Genomic DNA, 16,194 nt, shown 5'->3' with positions numbered 1-16,194 from the left:
GCCCGCGGCGGCATCGCCGTGGCCGCGCCCACCGGCAAGGCCGCGCAGCGCCTGGTGCAGTCGCTGCGCGACGAGGGCGAGCGCCTGCGCGGCGTGCTGCCGCCGGCCTGGGCGCAGCACCTCGACGCCCTGCCCATCGCCAACGCCCTCACCGTGCACCGCCTGCTGGGCTGGTCGCCCAGCCGCAATCGCTACGCGCGGGGCCCCGAGGATCCCGTCGCCGCCGGCGTGGTGGTGGTGGACGAAGCCTCGATGCTCGACCTGCACCAGTTGCGCGCGCTGCTGGCCGCGCTGCGCCCCGGCGCCATCCTGGTGCTGGTGGGCGACGCCGACCAGCTCGACCCGGTTGGCGCCGGCTCGGTGCTGATGGACCTGGTCGCCGTGCTCGAGGCCCGTGATGCGCCCGCGCTGGTCCGCCTTCGCCACAGCTTCCGCTCCGTCGCGCCGCTGGTGCGCCTCAACGAAGCCGTGCGCATCGGCGATCCGGCCGCGTTCGAGGCCGCGCTGGCCGGCTCCGAAGGCGTGGCGAAGGCGCACGCGGTGGAAGACGCCGCCGCACTCGCGCGACGCCTGCGCGACTGGAGCCAGTCGCTGTCTGCCGACGGCCCGCCGCCGCCGCTGCCCGAGGCCCCGGATGCCGCCGCGAAGGCCGCCACGCAGGCCCTTAATTCGCTCTCCGGGCGCCAGCTGCTGTGCGCGCTGCGCGACGGCCCGTTTGGCGCCGAAGCCGCCAACGAGGTCATCGAGCGCCGACTGCGCCAGGCTTGGGGCGTGCCGGCCGACGCCGCCTGGTACCCGGGCCGCGTGGTGATGGTGACGCGCAACGACTACGGCGCACGCCTGTTCAACGGCGACGTGGGCCTGTGCCTGCGCGACGCCGACGCCCGCCTGCGCGTGTGGTTCGCCGCGGCCGGCGGCGAGGGCGTGCGCGCGCTGCCGCCGGCCGCGCTACCGGCGCACGCGCCGGCCTTCGCCATCACCATCCACAAGGCCCAGGGCAGCGAGTACGGTCACGTGGCGGTGATGCTGCCGCCCGACCCCGAGCACCGCATCCTTTCGCGCCAGCTGCTCTACACCGGCCTGTCGCGCGCCAAGCGCTCGGTCGAGCTGTGGGCGCCGGCGGCCAGCACGCTCGCCGCCTTGTCGCGGAGGATGACCCGCGCCGGTGGCCTCGGGCCGCGCCTCGCCGCCCGGATGGACGACGCGCCCGCGGGCTGATCCCGCGCCATGCGTTGTCGCGGACAGGACGATGCGTTTCCGCGTTCCCGGCACGAGCCCGCTGCGACGCGCTTTGCCCGGCGGGGCCACACGCGCCCTTCACGGCGCGCGCCGGGCTGTCACCGCGCCTTGATGCGCCGATGGCCAAGGTCGCGCCCTCAATCGAACGGGGGCGTCCGACATGCAAGGCACTTACGATCCAACCCTGGTGGCATTGTCCATCGGCATCGCGGCCCTGGCCGCCTACGTGGCCATCGAGTTCGCCGGCCGCATCTTCGAGCGCAAGGAGCAGTGGCTGCGCTGGCTGGTCTCGGGCGCGCTGGCCATGGGCAGCGGCATCTGGGCCATGCACTTCGTGGGCATGGCGGCCTTCACGCTGCCCATCCCGGTGAGCTACGACCTGGGCATCACGGTGTTCTCGTGGCTGGCGGCGGTGGCCGTGTCGGCGCTGGCGTTGTTCCTGATCAGCCGGCGCGCGCTGTCGGTGGGCACGGTGACGCTGGGCGCGCTGGCCATGGGCGCGGGCATCTGTGTGATGCATTACGCCGGCATGGGCGCCATGCGCATGGACCCGGGCCTGGGCTACGACCCGCTGTGGTTCGCCATTTCGGTGCTGATCGCGGTGGGCGCCTCGGCGGCCGCGCTGGTGATCGTGGCGGCGCTGCGCACGGTGCGCTCCTGGCGCGATGTCGGCCTTCGCGCCGGCGCCGCGGCCATCATGGGCCTGGCCGTGGCCGGCATGCACTACTCGGGCATGGCCGCGGTGCAGTTCGACCCGAACGCCTTCTGCGCGCCGGGCAACGTGCTCGACGGCAACGCCATCGCCACGCCGACGGTGCTGGCCAGCCTGCTGGGCCTGGGCTTCGCGCTCTTCTTCACCGTTTCCGACGCCCGCGCCGTGCTGCAGGCCAAGCGCCAGGCCCGCGCCGAAAGCGAGCGCCTGAACCAGCTGGCCTTCATGGACCGCGAAACCGGCCTGGTGAACCGCCCGCGTTTCGGCCAGTTCGTGGTCGAAGCCCTGCGCGCCGATCCGCGCCTGGCGCTGGTGAGCGTGCGCGTGCTCGACGCCGCCGGCAACGAAGCCCGCGAGCGCGTGGCCGAGGTGGCCGCGGTGCTGGCGCCGCTGCAGTCGCAGGGCTACACCCTTGCCCGCACCTCGCCCGACCAGCTGATGGTGCTGGTACCGCGCCTGTCGGCCGCCGAGGTGGCGCGCCGGCTGCTGCCGGGCTGGCGCAAGGCCACCGACGCGCTCGCCGCGCGCGGCCTGCAGGTGCTGTTCGGCACCGCCGAATCGCCCGCCGACGGCGACAACGCCCAGGCCCTGATGCTGCGCGCCGCCGCCCGCAGCGCCCCGGACCGCGACGACGGCACCCTCGACGCCCCGGATTCGCTGGTGCTGTCGCAGCTGCAGGGTTTCCGCGCCGGCAGCGGCCCGGCCCGCGAGTCCGCGGCCTGAACATCAATGGCTCGCGTGGTCGGCGACATGGCGCCGGCCACGCCGCGGGAGTGCAGGTCTCTTCCTGCTCAGTGAAGCCTATATTTCGCAGGAAGAGACCTGCACTCCCACGGCGCGTCCGGTACGCGGCGGCACGGAGCGCTGATCGAAGGGCGGGTGGAAGCGGGCTTCGCTGCTTGCGCGTGTGCTGGCTTGGCAGGCCTGCTGCATTCCTCTCGCGGAGCGCGTTCGGTTGAATGGTTCCGGTCCCTGTTCGACACCCCGTGTACGCCTGCGTGTCCCTTCGGACACTTGATGCAGCGGCGGGGCCAGCGTGGAAGGTGGCCAGCGTGCGAGTCCTCGCCGCCTGGCGGCGGGTGCGGGACTGAGGCGAAGGGCTCTTCGCCAAGCCCGACAAGTCGGATCGAATGCCGGATGTCCCGGTATGCCCGCCCCGAACCCACACCCGCCGCCGGGCGGCGCGCAGGTTCGTACTGGCCATCTTCCACGCTGGCGAAGCCGCCACACCCCGCGTCCGAAGGGACGCGAACGATAGGTCGCGCAGTGGTTCGCGCCCCAGCCGACTTAGCCCAGCCTGATCCGCAAGAAAAATAGGCCGCCTTGGCCCCCGAGCGTGACGCGCAAGCATCGGAGCGGACAGCCACGGGCCTTTCGTCCAGCCAACCAGGTGCCCCGGTCCGGACGCGCCGTGAAGGCGAGGGTCGATTCCCGCGAAATAAGAGGCTCCCTGAGCGGGAATCGACCCTCGCCTTCGCGGTGGGGCCGGCGCCACGTCGGTGGTCAGCGAAAAACCGCCCAGGCCATCCCGGACTTGGGAGAAGAACCAAAAAAAGACCCCGGCCGTAGCCGGGGTCCTGGAAGCAGGGCAGGCCCGAAGGCCCGCCCCTGCCACTCGCCTCAGAACGACTGCGAGAAGCGGATGCCCACGGTGCGCGGGCGGATGGTGGCCGTGTACACCTGGCCGTCCGTGTACACCGGATCCACGCCCGACGCGCCGCACACCGTCTCGCCGCAGGCCGTGAACTTGAAGATCTCGGCGCGCTCGTCGAACAGGTTCGACACGTACAGGTCCACCGACCAGTCGTTCTTGCGGAAGCCCGCCGAGAAGTCGGCGGTGGTGTAGGCACCCAGGTCGCCCAGGATGCTGCGCTCGAGCAGGCGCAGGTCCGACTTGCGCTCGCCCACGTGCGACAGCGCCGCCTGCCAGTAGGCTTCGCCGCCGGCCAGGTCGAACGAGTAGCGCGCGATCAGGTTGCCCTTGAACTTCGGCGTCACCGGCAGCTGCGTGCCGCTCGGCGCCTCCGGGTCGGCGCAGTCCGTCACCGGGTTGCCCTCGGCGTCGGTGAAGCCGCAGTAGTTGTCGGTCAGCTTGGCGTCGTAGAAGGCCACGCCGCCGCCGATGCTCAGGTTGTAGCTGGCCGCCCAGTTGAGCTCCAGCTCCATGCCGTCGATCTGCGCCTGGTTGGCGTTCTTGATTTCCGTCAGGCCGTTCGCGCCCAGGATCGAGAACTGGAAGTCCTCCCAATCCTGGCGGAACACCGAGCCGTTGAACGAGAGGCGGTTGTCGGCCCAGGTGGTCTTCCAGCCGATCTCGAAGTTGGTCAGGTAGTCCGACAGGTAGGGCGGCAGCGTGCCGCGGCGGTTGATGCCGCCGGGGCGGAAGCCTTCCGACCAGGTGACGTAGACCATCTTGGTGTCGTCCACCTGGAAGGTCAGGTTCGCCTTGCCGATGGTGCCCGACTCGTCCACCTTCTTGTCCAGGTTCACGCAGGGCGCGCCGTTGAAGTCGGTCTGGTCGAAGCAGGCCGCCTCGCCGGTGCCGCTGCTGTAGCCCGCGCTGTAGCCGAAGAAGCCCTTGAGGCTGTTGTCGGCCTGGAAGTGGCGCGCGCCCAGGGTGCCGGTCAGGCGGTCGGTGAAGTCGAAGCTCACTTCGCCGAACACCGCCTGGTCGTCGTCCTCGCGGAACTGCTTGGTCAGCCAGATGGTGTTCGGCCAGCCGGTGACGTGCAGGAAGTCGGCGATGCCGTCGATGCGGTAGTCCTGCTGGATGTCATGGTCCTGCTTCTGGAAGAAGAAGCCGCCGACGAAGCGCACGCGATTTTCCTGCGGCGAGGAAATGCGGATCTCGTGGCTGGCCTTCTTGTACTGGTCGCGGAACTGGATGTACTGCGACGGGTTCACCAGGTTGCCGTCGTTGTCGTAGAAGTAGGCGCCGTAGCCCGCCAGGGTGTCGTACCAGAAGGCGTAGTCGCTGTAGTCCGAGGCGCCGTCCACGTCGCGGTCGAGGTGGGCGAAGGCGTAGGTGACGTCGAAGTTGCCGATCTTGCCCTCGATGGTCAGCGCGGCCTGGGTCCACTGGTCGTCCGAATATTCGGGGTTGAAGTGGGTGACCTCGAGGTCGCCCACCACCGGGTCGAAGGCGAAGAAGCCGCCGGCCTCGGTGCGCTGGTGCATCACGGTGGGGCTGATGGTCCAGTTGTCACCCAGGTTGATGACCGCGCCGATGCGCGCGCCCATCGTGTCGATGTCGTTGTAGTCCTTCCCGGCCAGGTCGTCGTTGAACTCGGTGCCGTTGCCGCCCGAGTCGGCGTCCCAGGACGGGTAGGTGCGGCTGCCGGAAACGTTGTCGATGTAGCCGGCCTCCTTCTCCTTCCAGCCCACCAGGCGGATGGCGGCGTTGTCGCCCATCGGCAGGTTCACGAAGCCCTCGGCCACGTGGCCCATGCCGCCGTTGCTGGTGGAATCGAGGCCCACGGTGTAGCCGGCCTCGAAGCCGCTCGGGTCGGCCTTGTTGGTGATGATGCGCAGCGTGCCCGCCTGCGAGCTGGCGCCGTACAGCGTGCCCTGCGGGCCGGCCAGCGCCTCGACGCGCTCGACGTCGTAGATGTGGATGTCGAGCGGGCCCTGGATGGTGGTGATCGGCTGCTCGTCGAGGTAGACGCCCACGCTCGGCAGCGAGCCGGAGTGGTTGCCGTCGCCGCCCGAGGCCACGCCGCGCATGTAGATCTGCGCGAAGCCGGGGCCGAAGGTCTGGTAGGAGACCGAGGGCAGGTATTTGACGTAGTCCTCGAAGTTGGTGACGTTCAGGTCGTCAAGGCGCTGGGAGTCCAGCACCTGCAGGCTGATCGGCACCTTCTGCAGGTTTTCGGTGCGCTTTTGCGCGGTCACCGTGACCTCGTCGAGCGTCACGGCCTGCTGCTCGGCTTCCGGCGCGGCTTCCTGGGCGAACGCGGCGGAGCCGATCGCCAGGTAGATCGCGGCCGCCAGCGAGGCGCGCGACAGCGAACGCGCCGTCCCCGCGCCCCGCCGCTTGCTTGTTTGCTTGCTCATTTCCTTCCCCTCGGCTTGCTCTGTTGGTGTGGGTGTTGCGTGGTGTTGCGTCAGCGGAAATTCGGTACGTCCGGGTAGGCCGTGAGCACGGGGCCCAGGGCGTCCTTGAGCGGCTCGAGCCAGGGCTCGAAGTGGCGCCAGTGGTCGACGCCGTCGCGGTAGATGGGCTGGCGCACCTGCTCGGAGCTGGCGGTGCGCACGGGGCGCTTGTTCTCGAAGAAGCGCAGGCAGCCGTCCTCGAAGGGCAGGCCGCAGTAGTCGAGCAGGCGCCGCACCTCGGTTTCGGTGTCGTCCACCATGGATTCGTAGAACACGCGGTGCACCCGGCCCGGCAGCACGGCGTCGTAGTGCGCCATCAGCCGCACGTAGTCGGCGTAGTAGCGGCCGATGTCGGCCAGCGAATAGGTGAAGGCCTGGCCGCGGGCGAAATGCTGCTTGAAGCCCGAGAAGCAGCAGGCCAGCGGGTGCCGGCGGGCGTCGATGATGCGCGCGTTCGGCAGCATCAGGTGGATGAGCCCGATGTGCATGAAGTTGTTCGGCATCTTGTCGATGAAGAACGGCGCGCCGGTCTTGCGCTGGATGCGGGTGTGCTCGAGGTACTGTTCGCCCAGTTCGCGCAGGCGGGCCGGGTCGAGCGAGGCCAGCACGTCGTGGTAGGGCAGGGACTGGCCGGCGTCGCCGAGCTTGCGCAGCTCGCGGGTGATCGAGATCACCTCGGGCAGCTCCATGGTGCCTTCCACCGCCGAGTGGCTGGAGAGGATCTGCTCGACCAGGGTGGAACCGGCGCGCGGCAGGCCCAGCACGAAGATGGGGTCGGGCGCGGCCGCCCCGGCGCCGGCACGCGCGGCGAAGAAGGCCGGCGTGTAGGTGCGTTCGATCTTCTCCACCCGCGCCGTGGTGTCGTCGGCCGAGTAGTGCAGCTGGGCGCGGCGCAGCGTGTTGCCCTGGTCGTAGTGGCCGAAGGAGGCGGCGTAGTCGGCGCGGTCTTCCAGCGCCTTGCCCAGCGCGAAGTGCAGGTGCTGCACGTCTTCGGGCGACAGGCCCGGTCGCGCGAGCTGGGCCTGCATGGCGGCCACGTCCTCGTCGCTGAATTTGAAGGTCTTGAGGTTGGCCAGGCTCCACCAGACTTCGCCGCAGGACGGGTCCACCGCCAGGCTGCGGCGGTAGGCGGCGATGGCGCGCTCGGTGTGGCCGGCGGTCTTGAGCGCGTGGCCCTGGCTGAGCCAGATCTTCGACTGGCCCGGGTGCTCGTGCAGGATGCCGTCGTAGAGCGCGATGGCCTGCTCGTAGTCGCCGGTGCGGCACAGCACCACGGCCTTGAGGTTGCGGTAGTTCGGGTTGCGCGGGTCGGTGGCGAGCAGGGTGTCTATTTGCGCCAGCGCCTCGCGTGGCTTGTTGCCGCGGTGCAGGACCAGGGCGTAGTTCTGGCGCGCGGCCAGGAAGCCGGGCGCGAGTTCCAGGCAGCGTTCGAGCAGGCGCTCGGCGTCTTCCTGGCGGCCGATGCGCGCGGCCAGCTCGGCCATCATGCGCAGGGCGGCCACGTCGGTGGGCGCGGCGGCCAGGTGTTCGCGCAGCAGCGCTTCGGCCCTGGGCAGTTCGTTGGCGTGCAGCGCCGAAGCGGCGGCCAGCAGGCGCGGGTCGCGGGTGGAGAAGCGCACGTGGCTGGCGTAGGCCTCGTCGGCCGCGTCGAGTTCGCCGGCGGCGGCGAGCTGGTCGCCCAGTGCGCGCCAGGCCTGCGGCAGGCCAGGCTTGAGCCACACGGCGCGGCGCAGGGCGGCGATGGCGCCGGCCGTGTCGCCGGCCAGGCCGAGCGCGATGCCCAGTTCGTAATGCGCCAGGGCCCAGTTCGGCTGGCTGGCCACCAGCGGCCGCAGCGCTTCGAGCGCGGGCGGCAGCTGGCCCTGCAGGCGGTGCGAGACCGCCAGAATCAAAACGGCCATCGGGTGTTCGCCGACGGCCGTGATGATTTCGCGTGCCTGTTCGCCGGCAAGCGCGGGCTGGGTTTCAAGCAGCCGGGTGGCGTGCGCGAGCGCCTCGTCCAAACCTGCGGTGGGCTCGGCGGTGGCCATGGCGATGCTGGCGGTTCCCGGGGTCATGGGGTCTTCACCCGAATCTAACGTTGTCGCGGGCCGCGGGATAGTCCCTCATAGCCCCCCCAGCAGCCGGTGGGTGAATTCCAGCGACTGGTCGTAGGCGGCGGCGCCGATGCGCTCGTCCTGGCCGTGCGAGCGGTCGTCGTCCACGTCGTAGGGGATGCCGTTGAACACGTACACCGGCAGGCCGGCGGCGCGCAGGAACAGGCTGTCGGTGGCGCCGGCCGACATGTAGGGCGCCACCGGGATCGGGCCCCAGAGCGGGGTGGCGGCGTCGCGGATGGCCCGGAACAGGGCCTCGTCCACCGGCGAGGGTGGGCTGGGCGTGGGTTCGGCCACCCGGCGGATCGTGATGCCCGGGTCGGCCACGGCGGCGGCCAGCCAGCGATCCACCCGGGCGGGATCTTCGTCGGGCAGCATCCGGCAGTTCACCGTGGCCCGGGCCAGTTGGGGCAGGGCGTTTTCGGCGTGGCCACCCTCGAGCAGGGTGGGGGTGCAGGTGGTGCGCAACTGGGCGTTGTCGTAGGCCGAGCGGGCGGCCAGGCGGCGCAGGGCGGCTTCGTCCTGGGGCAGGCGGGCGGCGGCGGCCATGTCGGCGGCGGTGGCGCCGGTTTCCAGTTTCGACAGGCGCGCGTAATGGCCGCGGGTAGCGGAGTTGGTGCGCAGGGGGAATTCGAAGGCGGCCAGGCCGGTCAGGCCTTTCGCCAGCCGGTGGATGGCGTTGTCGGGCGTGGGCACCGAGCTGTGGCCGCCGGGGTTGCGCACTTCCAGGGTGTAGCTCAGGTAGACCTTCTCGGCGGTCTGCACCGGCAGCACCGCCGGCTGGCCGCCGCGCACCTCGGGGCCGCCGCCGTCGAAGTTGATGGCGTAGGCGGCGTCGAGCAGGTCGGGGCGGTTTTCCAGCAGCCACTGGATGCCGTTGGCCACGCCGTCTTCTTCGCCGGCGGTGAGCAGCAGCAGGAAGTCGCCGCGCGGCACGCGGCCTTCGGCGCGCAGGCGCATGAGCGTGGCGGCCGCGCCGGCGGCGCCGCCCTTGATGTCCATGGTGCCGCGGCCGTACAGCCAGCCCTCGCGTTCGGTGAGCGCGAACGGGTCGAGCGTCCAGTCCTCGCGGCGGGCTTCCACCACGTCCAGGTGCGCCATCAGCAGCACTGGCTTGCGTTCGCCGCGGCCGCGCAGGCGCACCACCAGGTTTTTCCGCAGCGGGTCGTCGCCGAGTAGCAGCACGTCTTCGCGCGGGAAACCTTCGGCGAGGAAACGCGCCGCCAGCTTTTCCGCGGCGGCGGTGGTGCCGGCGCGCGGGGTGGTGTCGGTTCCGATGAGCAGGCGCAGCAGCTCGCGGCCGCGCGCGCGTTCGTGCTCCGGCGCCTGCGGCGGCGTGGCGCCCGCCGTGGTCGCGAGCAGCAGGGCCAGGGCGAGCAGGGCGGGGCGGGGTGTCATGCGGCGTACCGGGTCAGGGGCGTTCGAGCGCAAGCGCGAGGCCCTGGCCCACGCCCACGCACAGGCTGACCAGGGCGCGGCGCTGGCCGTGGCGGCGCAGTGCGAAGGCAGCGGTCATGGCCAGGCGCGCGCCGCTGGCACCCAGCGGGTGGCCCAGGGCGATGGCGCCGCCGTTGCCGTTGAGCCGCGGGCTGTCGTCGGGCAGGCCCAGGGCCTGGGCGCAGGCCAGCACCTGGGCGGCGAAGGCTTCGTTGATTTCGATGCGGTCGAAGTCGTCCAGCGTGAGCCCGAGGCGCGGCAGCAGGCGGTTAATGGCCGGCACCGGGCCGATGCCCATCACCCGCGGTTCGACGCCGGCCGCGGCCTGGCCCAGCACGCGCGCCAGTGGCTGCAGGCCGTGCCGCGCCACTGCATCGCCCGACGCCAGCAGTACCGCGGCGGCGCCGTCGTTCAGGCCGGAGGCATTGCCGGCGGTGATGGTGGTGTCCGGGCCGAGCAGCGGCGGCAGCGCCGCCAGGGCGTCGGGCGTGGTGTCGGGGCGCAGGTGTTCGTCGGAAGAAACGGTCGCGGCGCGCCTTCCCTGGCCCGCCACGATCGGGGAAATCTCTTCGGCCAGCCAAGCTTCGCGCTGCGCGTGCGCGGCGCGCTGCTGGCTGCGCCAGGCGAAGCCGTCCTGGCGTTCGCGGCTGACGCCGTGTTCGCGCGCCAGGTTTTCGGCGGTCTGGCTCATCGGGTCCACGCCGTAACGCGCCTCGAAGGCCGGGTTCACGAAGCGCCAGCCCAGCGTGGTGTCCTGCAGCTGCTGCTCGCGGCCGAAGGCGGCGCCGGCCTTGGCCATCACGTAGGGCGCGCGGCTCATGCTTTCCACGCCGCCGGCCAGCACCAGGTCGGCGTCGCCCACGGCAATGGCGCGGGTGGCCTGGGCGATGGCCTCCAGGCCCGAGGCGCAGAGCCGGTTCACCGTCACCGCCGGCACCGACACCGGCAGGCCGGCCAGCAGCGTGGCCATGCGCGCGACGTTGCGGTTGTCTTCGCCCGACTGGTTGGCGCAGCCCAGCATCACCTCGTCCAGCGCCGCCCAGTCGAGCGACGGGTGCCGCGCCATCAGGGCCGCGATGGGCATCGCGGCCAGGTCGTCGGCGCGCACCGTGGCCAGCGCGCCGCCGTAGCGGCCGAAGGGCGTGCGGGTGGCGTCGACCAGGAACACCTCAGCCACGGCCGTGCCCCTGCAGCGCCGGCAGCCAGCCGCCCTGGCGGATGGCGCGTTCGATGGTCATCTGGGTCTCGTGCAGGATCGGCAGGATTTCCTCGACCGCGCGCTTCTTCGAATCCGGGCGGTAGGGCATGCCCACGTTCAGGCCCGCCACCACGCGGCCGTCGGCGGTGCGCACGGGCAGGGCGATCGAACACAGGCCCAGCTCCAGCTCCTGCGCGGTGAGCGCGTAACCCTGCTCGCGCACGCGCTTGAGTTCGGCCTTGAGCGCGCGCGCCTCGGTGAGCGTGTGCGCGGTGTGGGCGCTGGGAGGGTGTTGCTCCAGCCAGGCGTCGAGTTCGGCGGGGTCGAGCGCGGCCAGCATCACGCGGCCCATCGAGGTGGCGGCGGCCGGCAGCCGCGCGCCCACGCCCAGGGCGATGCTCATCACGCGCTTCACCGGCACGCGCAGCACGTACACGATGTCGCCGCCGTCGAGCACGGCCATTGAGCAGGATTCGCCCACGCGCTGCGCCATCTGCTCCATGGCCTGCTGCGCCAGCTCGGTGAGGTCGAGCGAGGACAGGTAGCTGTAGCCCAGCTCCAGCACCCGCGGGGTGAGGAAAAACTGCCGGCCGCGCTGGCCCACGTAGCCCAGGTGCTGCAGCGTCATCAGGCTGCGGCGCACCACCGCGCGCGACAGGCCGGTGCGGGTGGCCACGTCGGACAGGCTGGGCGTGGGCAGGTCGCGGCTGAAGGCGCGCAGCACGCTCAGGCCGCGTGCCAGCGACTGCACGTAGTCGGCGCTGTCCTCGAACGGTTCGTCGGCCATCGGGGCCCTTGGGCTGGTGTTGACAGGCCGAGCCTAGGAGGATTCCAATGAGTTCGCAATACGAATTGATGTTCGATTATCGAACATTTCGGGCCGCCAGGGGAGATCCGCGTTGCACAGCCGCGAGCGCGACAGCGTCCTGCACACCTGGTGCGTGCCCGCGATGTGGGACGCGCCCACCGTGGTCGGCGGCCGCGGCGCCCGGCTGGTGCTCGAGGACGGCCGCGAGCTGCTGGACATGTCCAGCCTGGCCGAATGCAGCAACCTGGGCCACCAGCACCCGGCCGTGGTGCGCGCCATTCGCGACCAGGCCGAACGCCTGTGTTTCGTCACCAACGGCTGGGGCGCCGAACCCCGCCGCGCGCTGGCCGAGCGCCTGCTGGAAAAGGCCGGCTTCGAAGGCGGCCGCGTCTATTTCACGCTGGGCGGCGCCGACGCCAACGAACACGCGGTGAAGTTCGCGCGCCAGGCCCGCGACCTGCCGCAGGGCCTGGTGATCACCCGCGAGCGCAGCTACCACGGCGCCAGCTACGCCACCATGGCGCTGTCGGACGACGAGCGCACCCGCCGCCAGGTGGATCCCGCCGCCTTCCAGGTGCTGCACGTGCCGGCGCCCTACGCCTACCGCTGCCCCTTCGGCAGCCGCGACGACGCCAGCTGCGGCGAACGCGCGGCCGAGGCCATCGGCCGGCAGATCGAATCGCACGGCGCCGATACCGTGGCCGCCGTGCTGGTGGAAACCAATGCCGGCACCAACGGCGTCGTCGCGCCGGATACTTACTGGCCGCGCCTGCGTTCGCTGACCCGCGACAGCGGCGTGCTGCTTATCGCCGACGAGGTGATGTCGGGCTTCGGCCGCTGCGGCGAGTGGTTCGCATGGCAGCGTTTCGGCGCGGCAGGCCGCCCCGACCTGATGACCGTGGCCAAGGGCCTGACCGGCGCGCACCTGCCGCTGGGCGCGGTGCTGCTGTCGCCCGAGGTGGCCGCCGTGATCGAACCGCAGCAGCTGCAGACCGGCCTCACCTACGCCGGCCACCCACTGTGCTGCGCCGCCGGCCTGGCCGCGCTGCAGGCCTACGAGGACGAGGGGCTGATCGAGCGCTCGCGCCGGCTGGGCGGGCAGATGTTTGCCACGCTCAAAGCAATGCAGGCGCGCCACGCCGTCATCGGCGACGTGCGCGGCGGCCACGGCCTGTTCGCGGTGCTGGAGCTCGTATCCGACCGCGCCACGCGCACGCCGCTGGCGCCCTGGCCGCAGCTGCCGTCGGGCCTGCGCGCGCTGGTGGCGAAGGCGCGCGAGGCCGGCGTCTCCTTCGCCGTGCGCGGCAACCTGGTGATCCTGGCGCCGCCGCTGGTGATCGAAGAAAACGACCTGGCCGACGCCCTCGGCCTGCTGGACCGCCTGCTGGGCGAAATGGACGCCGCATGAGCTTCAAGCTGACCTACGCCACCATGTTCAACCCGCCGGCGGAAATGCACGCCCGCTTCGACGAGGCGTTGCGCGGGGTGGAACAGGCCTTGGGCGCTCGCCACCGCCTGCACCTCAACGGCGAGGACGTTGCCGGCGTCGAGGAAGACGAGCGCCGCAGCCCCATCGACCAGCGCCGCGTGCTGGGCCATTTCGCCGTGGCCAGCGCCAACCAGGCGCGGCAGGCGGTGGAAGCCGCGCACGCCGCCTTCCCGGCCTGGCGCGCCACGCCCTGGCCCGAACGCGTTCGCCTGCTCAAGCGCGTGGCCGCGCTGATCGAGGAGCGTGTGTACCTCATCGCCGCGGCGCTCACGCTGGAAGTGGGCAAGAACCGCATGGAAGCGCTGGGCGAAGTGCAGGAAACCGCCGACTTCTTCCGCCTGTACGCCGAGGAGTTCGAGGAAAAGAACGGCTTCGACATCCCGCTGCCCGACGACCCGCTCGAAGGCTGGACGTCGCACAACCGCAGCGTGCTGCGGCCGCATGGGGCCTGGGTGGTGATCGCGCCCTTCAACTTCCCGTTCGCGCTGGCCGGCGGCCCGGTGGCCGCGGCGCTGGTGACCGGCAACACCGTGGTGTTCAAGAGCGCCAGCGAAACCCCCTGGGCGGGCCGGCTGCTGGCCGACTGCCTGCGCGACGCCGGCTTCCCGCGCGGCGTGTTCCACTTCCTCAACGGCAGCGGCAACGAGGTGGGCCAGGCCCTGGTGCACCACCCGCGCACCGCCGGCATCACCTTCACCGGCTCCTTCGACGTGGGCATGCGCATCTACCGCAGCCTGGCCAACGGCCCCTGGCCGCGGCCCTGCATCACCGAGATGGGTGGCAAGAACGCCTGCATCGTCACCGCCAACGCCGACCTCGAGCGCGCCGCCACCGGCATCGTGCGCTCGGCCTTCGGCATGGGCGGGCAGAAGTGCTCGGCGCTCTCGCGCCTGTACGTGGACGAAGCGGTGGCCGACGCGCTGGTGCAGAAGCTGAAGGAAAAGATGGCGGCCATCCCGCTCGGCGACCCGCGCCGCCAGGAACACTGGCTGGGCCCGGTCACCACCCGCCGCGCCTACGACAACTTCGCCCGCTGCGTGGCGGCCATCACCCGCGACGGCGGCCGCGTGCTGGCCGGCGGTGAGCGGCTCAACGAGGGCGAACTGGCCCACGGCTTCTACGTGCAGCCCACGCTGGCCGAGGCGCCGCAGACGCACCCGCTGTTCCGCGACGAAATGTTCCTGCCCATCCTGATGCTGCACCGCGTGCAGGACCTCGGCCAGGCCGTGCAACTGGCCAATGATTCGCCGCTGGGCCTCACCGCCGGCTGCTACGGCAGTGACGCCGACCTGGCCTACTTCTGGGAAAACATCGAGGCCGGCGTCACCTACGCCAACCGGCCGCAGGGCGCCACCACCGGCGCCTGGCCGGGCTACCAGCCCTTCGGCGGCTGGAAGGGTTCGGGCAGCACGGGCAAGGCCATCGCCTCCTTCTATTACCTGGCGCAGTACCAGCGCGAGCAGTCGCGCACGGTGGTCGAATGAAGACGCCGCGGCTGTCGCTGGCCGAGGCGATGGCGGAATTCGTGCACGACGGCAGCTGCGTCGCGCTCGAGGGCTTCACCCACCTGATCCCGTTTGCCGCCGGGCATGAACTGATCCGCCAGGGCCGGCGCAACCTGCACCTGGTGCGCATGACGCCGGACCTCGTGTACGACCAGCTCATCGGCATGGGCTGCGCGCGCCGGCTCACCTTTTCCTGGGGCGGCAACCCGGGCGTGGGTTCGCTGCACCGCCTGCGCGACGCGGTGGAACACGCCTGGCCGGCGCCGCTGGAGCTCGACGAACACAGCCACGCCGGCATGGCCGCCGCGTACACCGCCGGCGCCGCGAAGCTGCCCTTCGGCCTGCTGCGTGGTTACCTGGGCACCGACCTGCCGGCGAACAACCCGCGCATCCGACGCGTCGAATGCCCGTTCACCGGCGAAAGCCTAGCCGCGGTGCCGGCCCTCAACCCGGACGTCACCGTGCTGCACGCGCAGCGCGCCGACCGCAAGGGCAATGTCTCGATCCACGGCATCGTCGGCGCCCAGCGCGAGGCCGCGCTGGCGGCGAAGAAGCTCGTGGTCACCGTGGAGGACGTGGTGGACGAACTGCCGCCGGCCATGAACGCCGTGGTGCTGCCGCACTGGGTGGTGAGCGCCGTGGTGCACTGCCCGGGCGGCGCCTATCCGTCCTACGCGCATGGCTGCTACGAGCGCGACAACGCCTTCTACCAGCGCTGGGACGCCATCGCCCGCGACCGCGCCGCCTTCCAGGCCTGGATGCACGAGCACGTGCTGGGCCTGCCCGACCACGGCGCCTACCTGGCCCGCCTGAAGGCGAAGGCCGCATGAGCGCCTGGACCCGCGACGAAATGATGACCGTGGCCGCGGCGCGGCTGCTGTGGGACGACTGCGTGTGTTTCGTCGGCATCGGCCTGCCCAGCGCCGCCTGCAACCTGGCGCGGCTGACGCACGCGCCCGACGTGGTGCTGGTGTACGAATCGGGCACGCTGGGCACCCGTCCCGACGTGCTGCCGCTGTCGATCGGCGACGGCGAACTGGCCGACACCGCCGCCTGCGTGGTGCCGCTGCCGGAAGTGTTCGCGTTCTACCTGCAGGGTGGCCGGGTGGACGTGGGTTTCCTGGGCGCGGCGCAGATCGACCGCTTCGGCAACCTCAACTCCACCGTCATCGGCGATTACGCCCAGCCGTCCACCCGCCTGCCCGGCGCCGGCGGCGCACCCGAGATCGCCACGCACGCGCGCCAGACCTTCGTGCTGATGAAGGCCAGCCCGCGCAGCTTCGTGGAACGGCTCGACTTCCGCACCAGCGCCGGCTTCCTCGGCGGCGACGGCGAGCGTGCCCGCAGCGGCGCGCCCGGCGGCGGCCCGCAGGCGGTGATCACCGACTTCGGCCTGCTGCGGCCCATGCCCGGTAGCCAGGAGCTGCAGCTGGTGGCGCTGTTCGAAGGCGTGGACGTCGCCGAAGCGAAAGCCGCCGTCGGCTGGCCGCTGGCCGTGGCCGACACGCTCGAACGCCTGCCGCCGCCCACGGAAACCGAACTCACCGCCCTGCGCCAGCTGCAGGCCCGCACCGCCGAGGCGCACCGGCGCCCGGTGCGGCTGCCGGGCTGAGCGCAC

Annotated in this window: 11 protein-coding genes; 6 read left to right on the top strand and 5 right to left on the bottom strand. The window is 71.6% G+C overall.

The genetic code is table 11. From position 1 onward, the window contains the following. Both N790_RS06065 and N790_RS06060 read left to right on the top strand, forming a co-directional pair. On the top strand, positions 1-1,218 hold a 1,218-nt coding region (locus N790_RS06065), incomplete at its 5' end, for an AAA family ATPase (protein WP_043802080.1). A 181-nt stretch (positions 1,219-1,399) separates the two neighbouring features. Beyond that, positions 1,400-2,674 (top strand): MHYT domain-containing protein, encoded by a 1,275-nt coding sequence (locus N790_RS06060; RefSeq protein WP_084062703.1) that lies wholly within the window; start codon positions 1,400-1,402, stop codon positions 2,672-2,674. Between the two features lie 897 nt (positions 2,675-3,571). Here N790_RS06060 and N790_RS06050 read toward each other — a convergent pair. The 5 genes from N790_RS06050 to N790_RS06030 are packed head-to-tail and all read right to left on the bottom strand — an operon-like array spanning position 3,572 to position 11,561. After that, complete coding sequence (locus N790_RS06050) at positions 3,572-6,004, bottom strand: TonB-dependent receptor (RefSeq protein ID WP_211251959.1); 2,433 nt, start codon at positions 6,002-6,004, stop codon at positions 3,572-3,574. 50 nt (positions 6,005-6,054) lie between these two features. Further along, on the bottom strand, positions 6,055-8,100 hold the full coding sequence (locus N790_RS06045; RefSeq protein ID WP_245593748.1) for a tetratricopeptide repeat-containing sulfotransferase family protein: 2,046 nt from the start codon (positions 8,098-8,100) through the stop codon (positions 6,055-6,057). 48 nt (positions 8,101-8,148) lie between these two features. Then, the gene (locus tag N790_RS06040) at positions 8,149-9,537 is read right to left on the bottom strand and encodes a M20/M25/M40 family metallo-hydrolase (RefSeq protein ID WP_043802076.1); all 1,389 of its coding nucleotides are present in this window, start codon (positions 9,535-9,537) and stop codon (positions 8,149-8,151) included. Positions 9,538-9,550: 13 nt separating this feature from the next. Beyond that, positions 9,551-10,753 carry a 3-oxoadipyl-CoA thiolase gene (gene pcaF, locus N790_RS06035; protein WP_043802075.1) on the bottom strand — a complete coding sequence of 401 codons (1,203 nt, stop codon included), beginning with the start codon at positions 10,751-10,753 and terminating at the stop codon, positions 9,551-9,553. Further along, positions 10,746-11,561, bottom strand: a complete 816-nt coding sequence (locus N790_RS06030) for an IclR family transcriptional regulator domain-containing protein (RefSeq protein WP_043802071.1) — start codon at positions 11,559-11,561, stop codon at positions 10,746-10,748. The genes pcaF and N790_RS06030 overlap by 8 nt, the downstream gene beginning before the upstream one ends. A 112-nt stretch (positions 11,562-11,673) precedes the next feature. Here N790_RS06030 and N790_RS06025 point away from each other — a divergent pair, with 112 nt between their 5' ends. From N790_RS06025 to N790_RS06010, 4 genes are read left to right on the top strand one after another with little or no spacing between them, the layout of a single operon-like run. Further along, positions 11,674-12,990: an aminotransferase family protein gene (locus tag N790_RS06025; protein WP_043802067.1), complete on the top strand. Its 1,317-nt coding sequence runs from the start codon at positions 11,674-11,676 to the stop codon at positions 12,988-12,990. Continuing rightward, the gene (locus N790_RS06020) at positions 12,987-14,555 is read left to right on the top strand and encodes an aldehyde dehydrogenase family protein (protein WP_043802065.1); all 1,569 of its coding nucleotides are present in this window, start codon (positions 12,987-12,989) and stop codon (positions 14,553-14,555) included. Before N790_RS06025 ends, N790_RS06020 begins: the two co-directional genes overlap by 4 nt. Further along, complete coding sequence (locus N790_RS06015) at positions 14,552-15,406, top strand: CoA transferase subunit A (RefSeq protein ID WP_043802062.1); 855 nt, start codon at positions 14,552-14,554, stop codon at positions 15,404-15,406. The genes N790_RS06020 and N790_RS06015 overlap by 4 nt, the downstream gene beginning before the upstream one ends. Beyond that, entirely contained in the window at positions 15,403-16,188 is a 786-nt protein-coding gene (locus N790_RS06010; protein WP_043802060.1) for a CoA-transferase subunit beta, read from the top strand. The genes N790_RS06015 and N790_RS06010 overlap by 4 nt, the downstream gene beginning before the upstream one ends. Positions 16,189-16,194: the final 6 nt, after the last annotated feature.

The sequence above is a fragment of the Arenimonas malthae CC-JY-1 genome, from assembly GCF_000747075.1.
GTDB classification, from domain to species: domain Bacteria; phylum Pseudomonadota; class Gammaproteobacteria; order Xanthomonadales; family Xanthomonadaceae; genus Arenimonas; species Arenimonas malthae.
The sequence above is the reverse complement of the archived record's forward strand: the minus strand, read 5'-3'. Positions and strand labels throughout refer to the sequence as shown.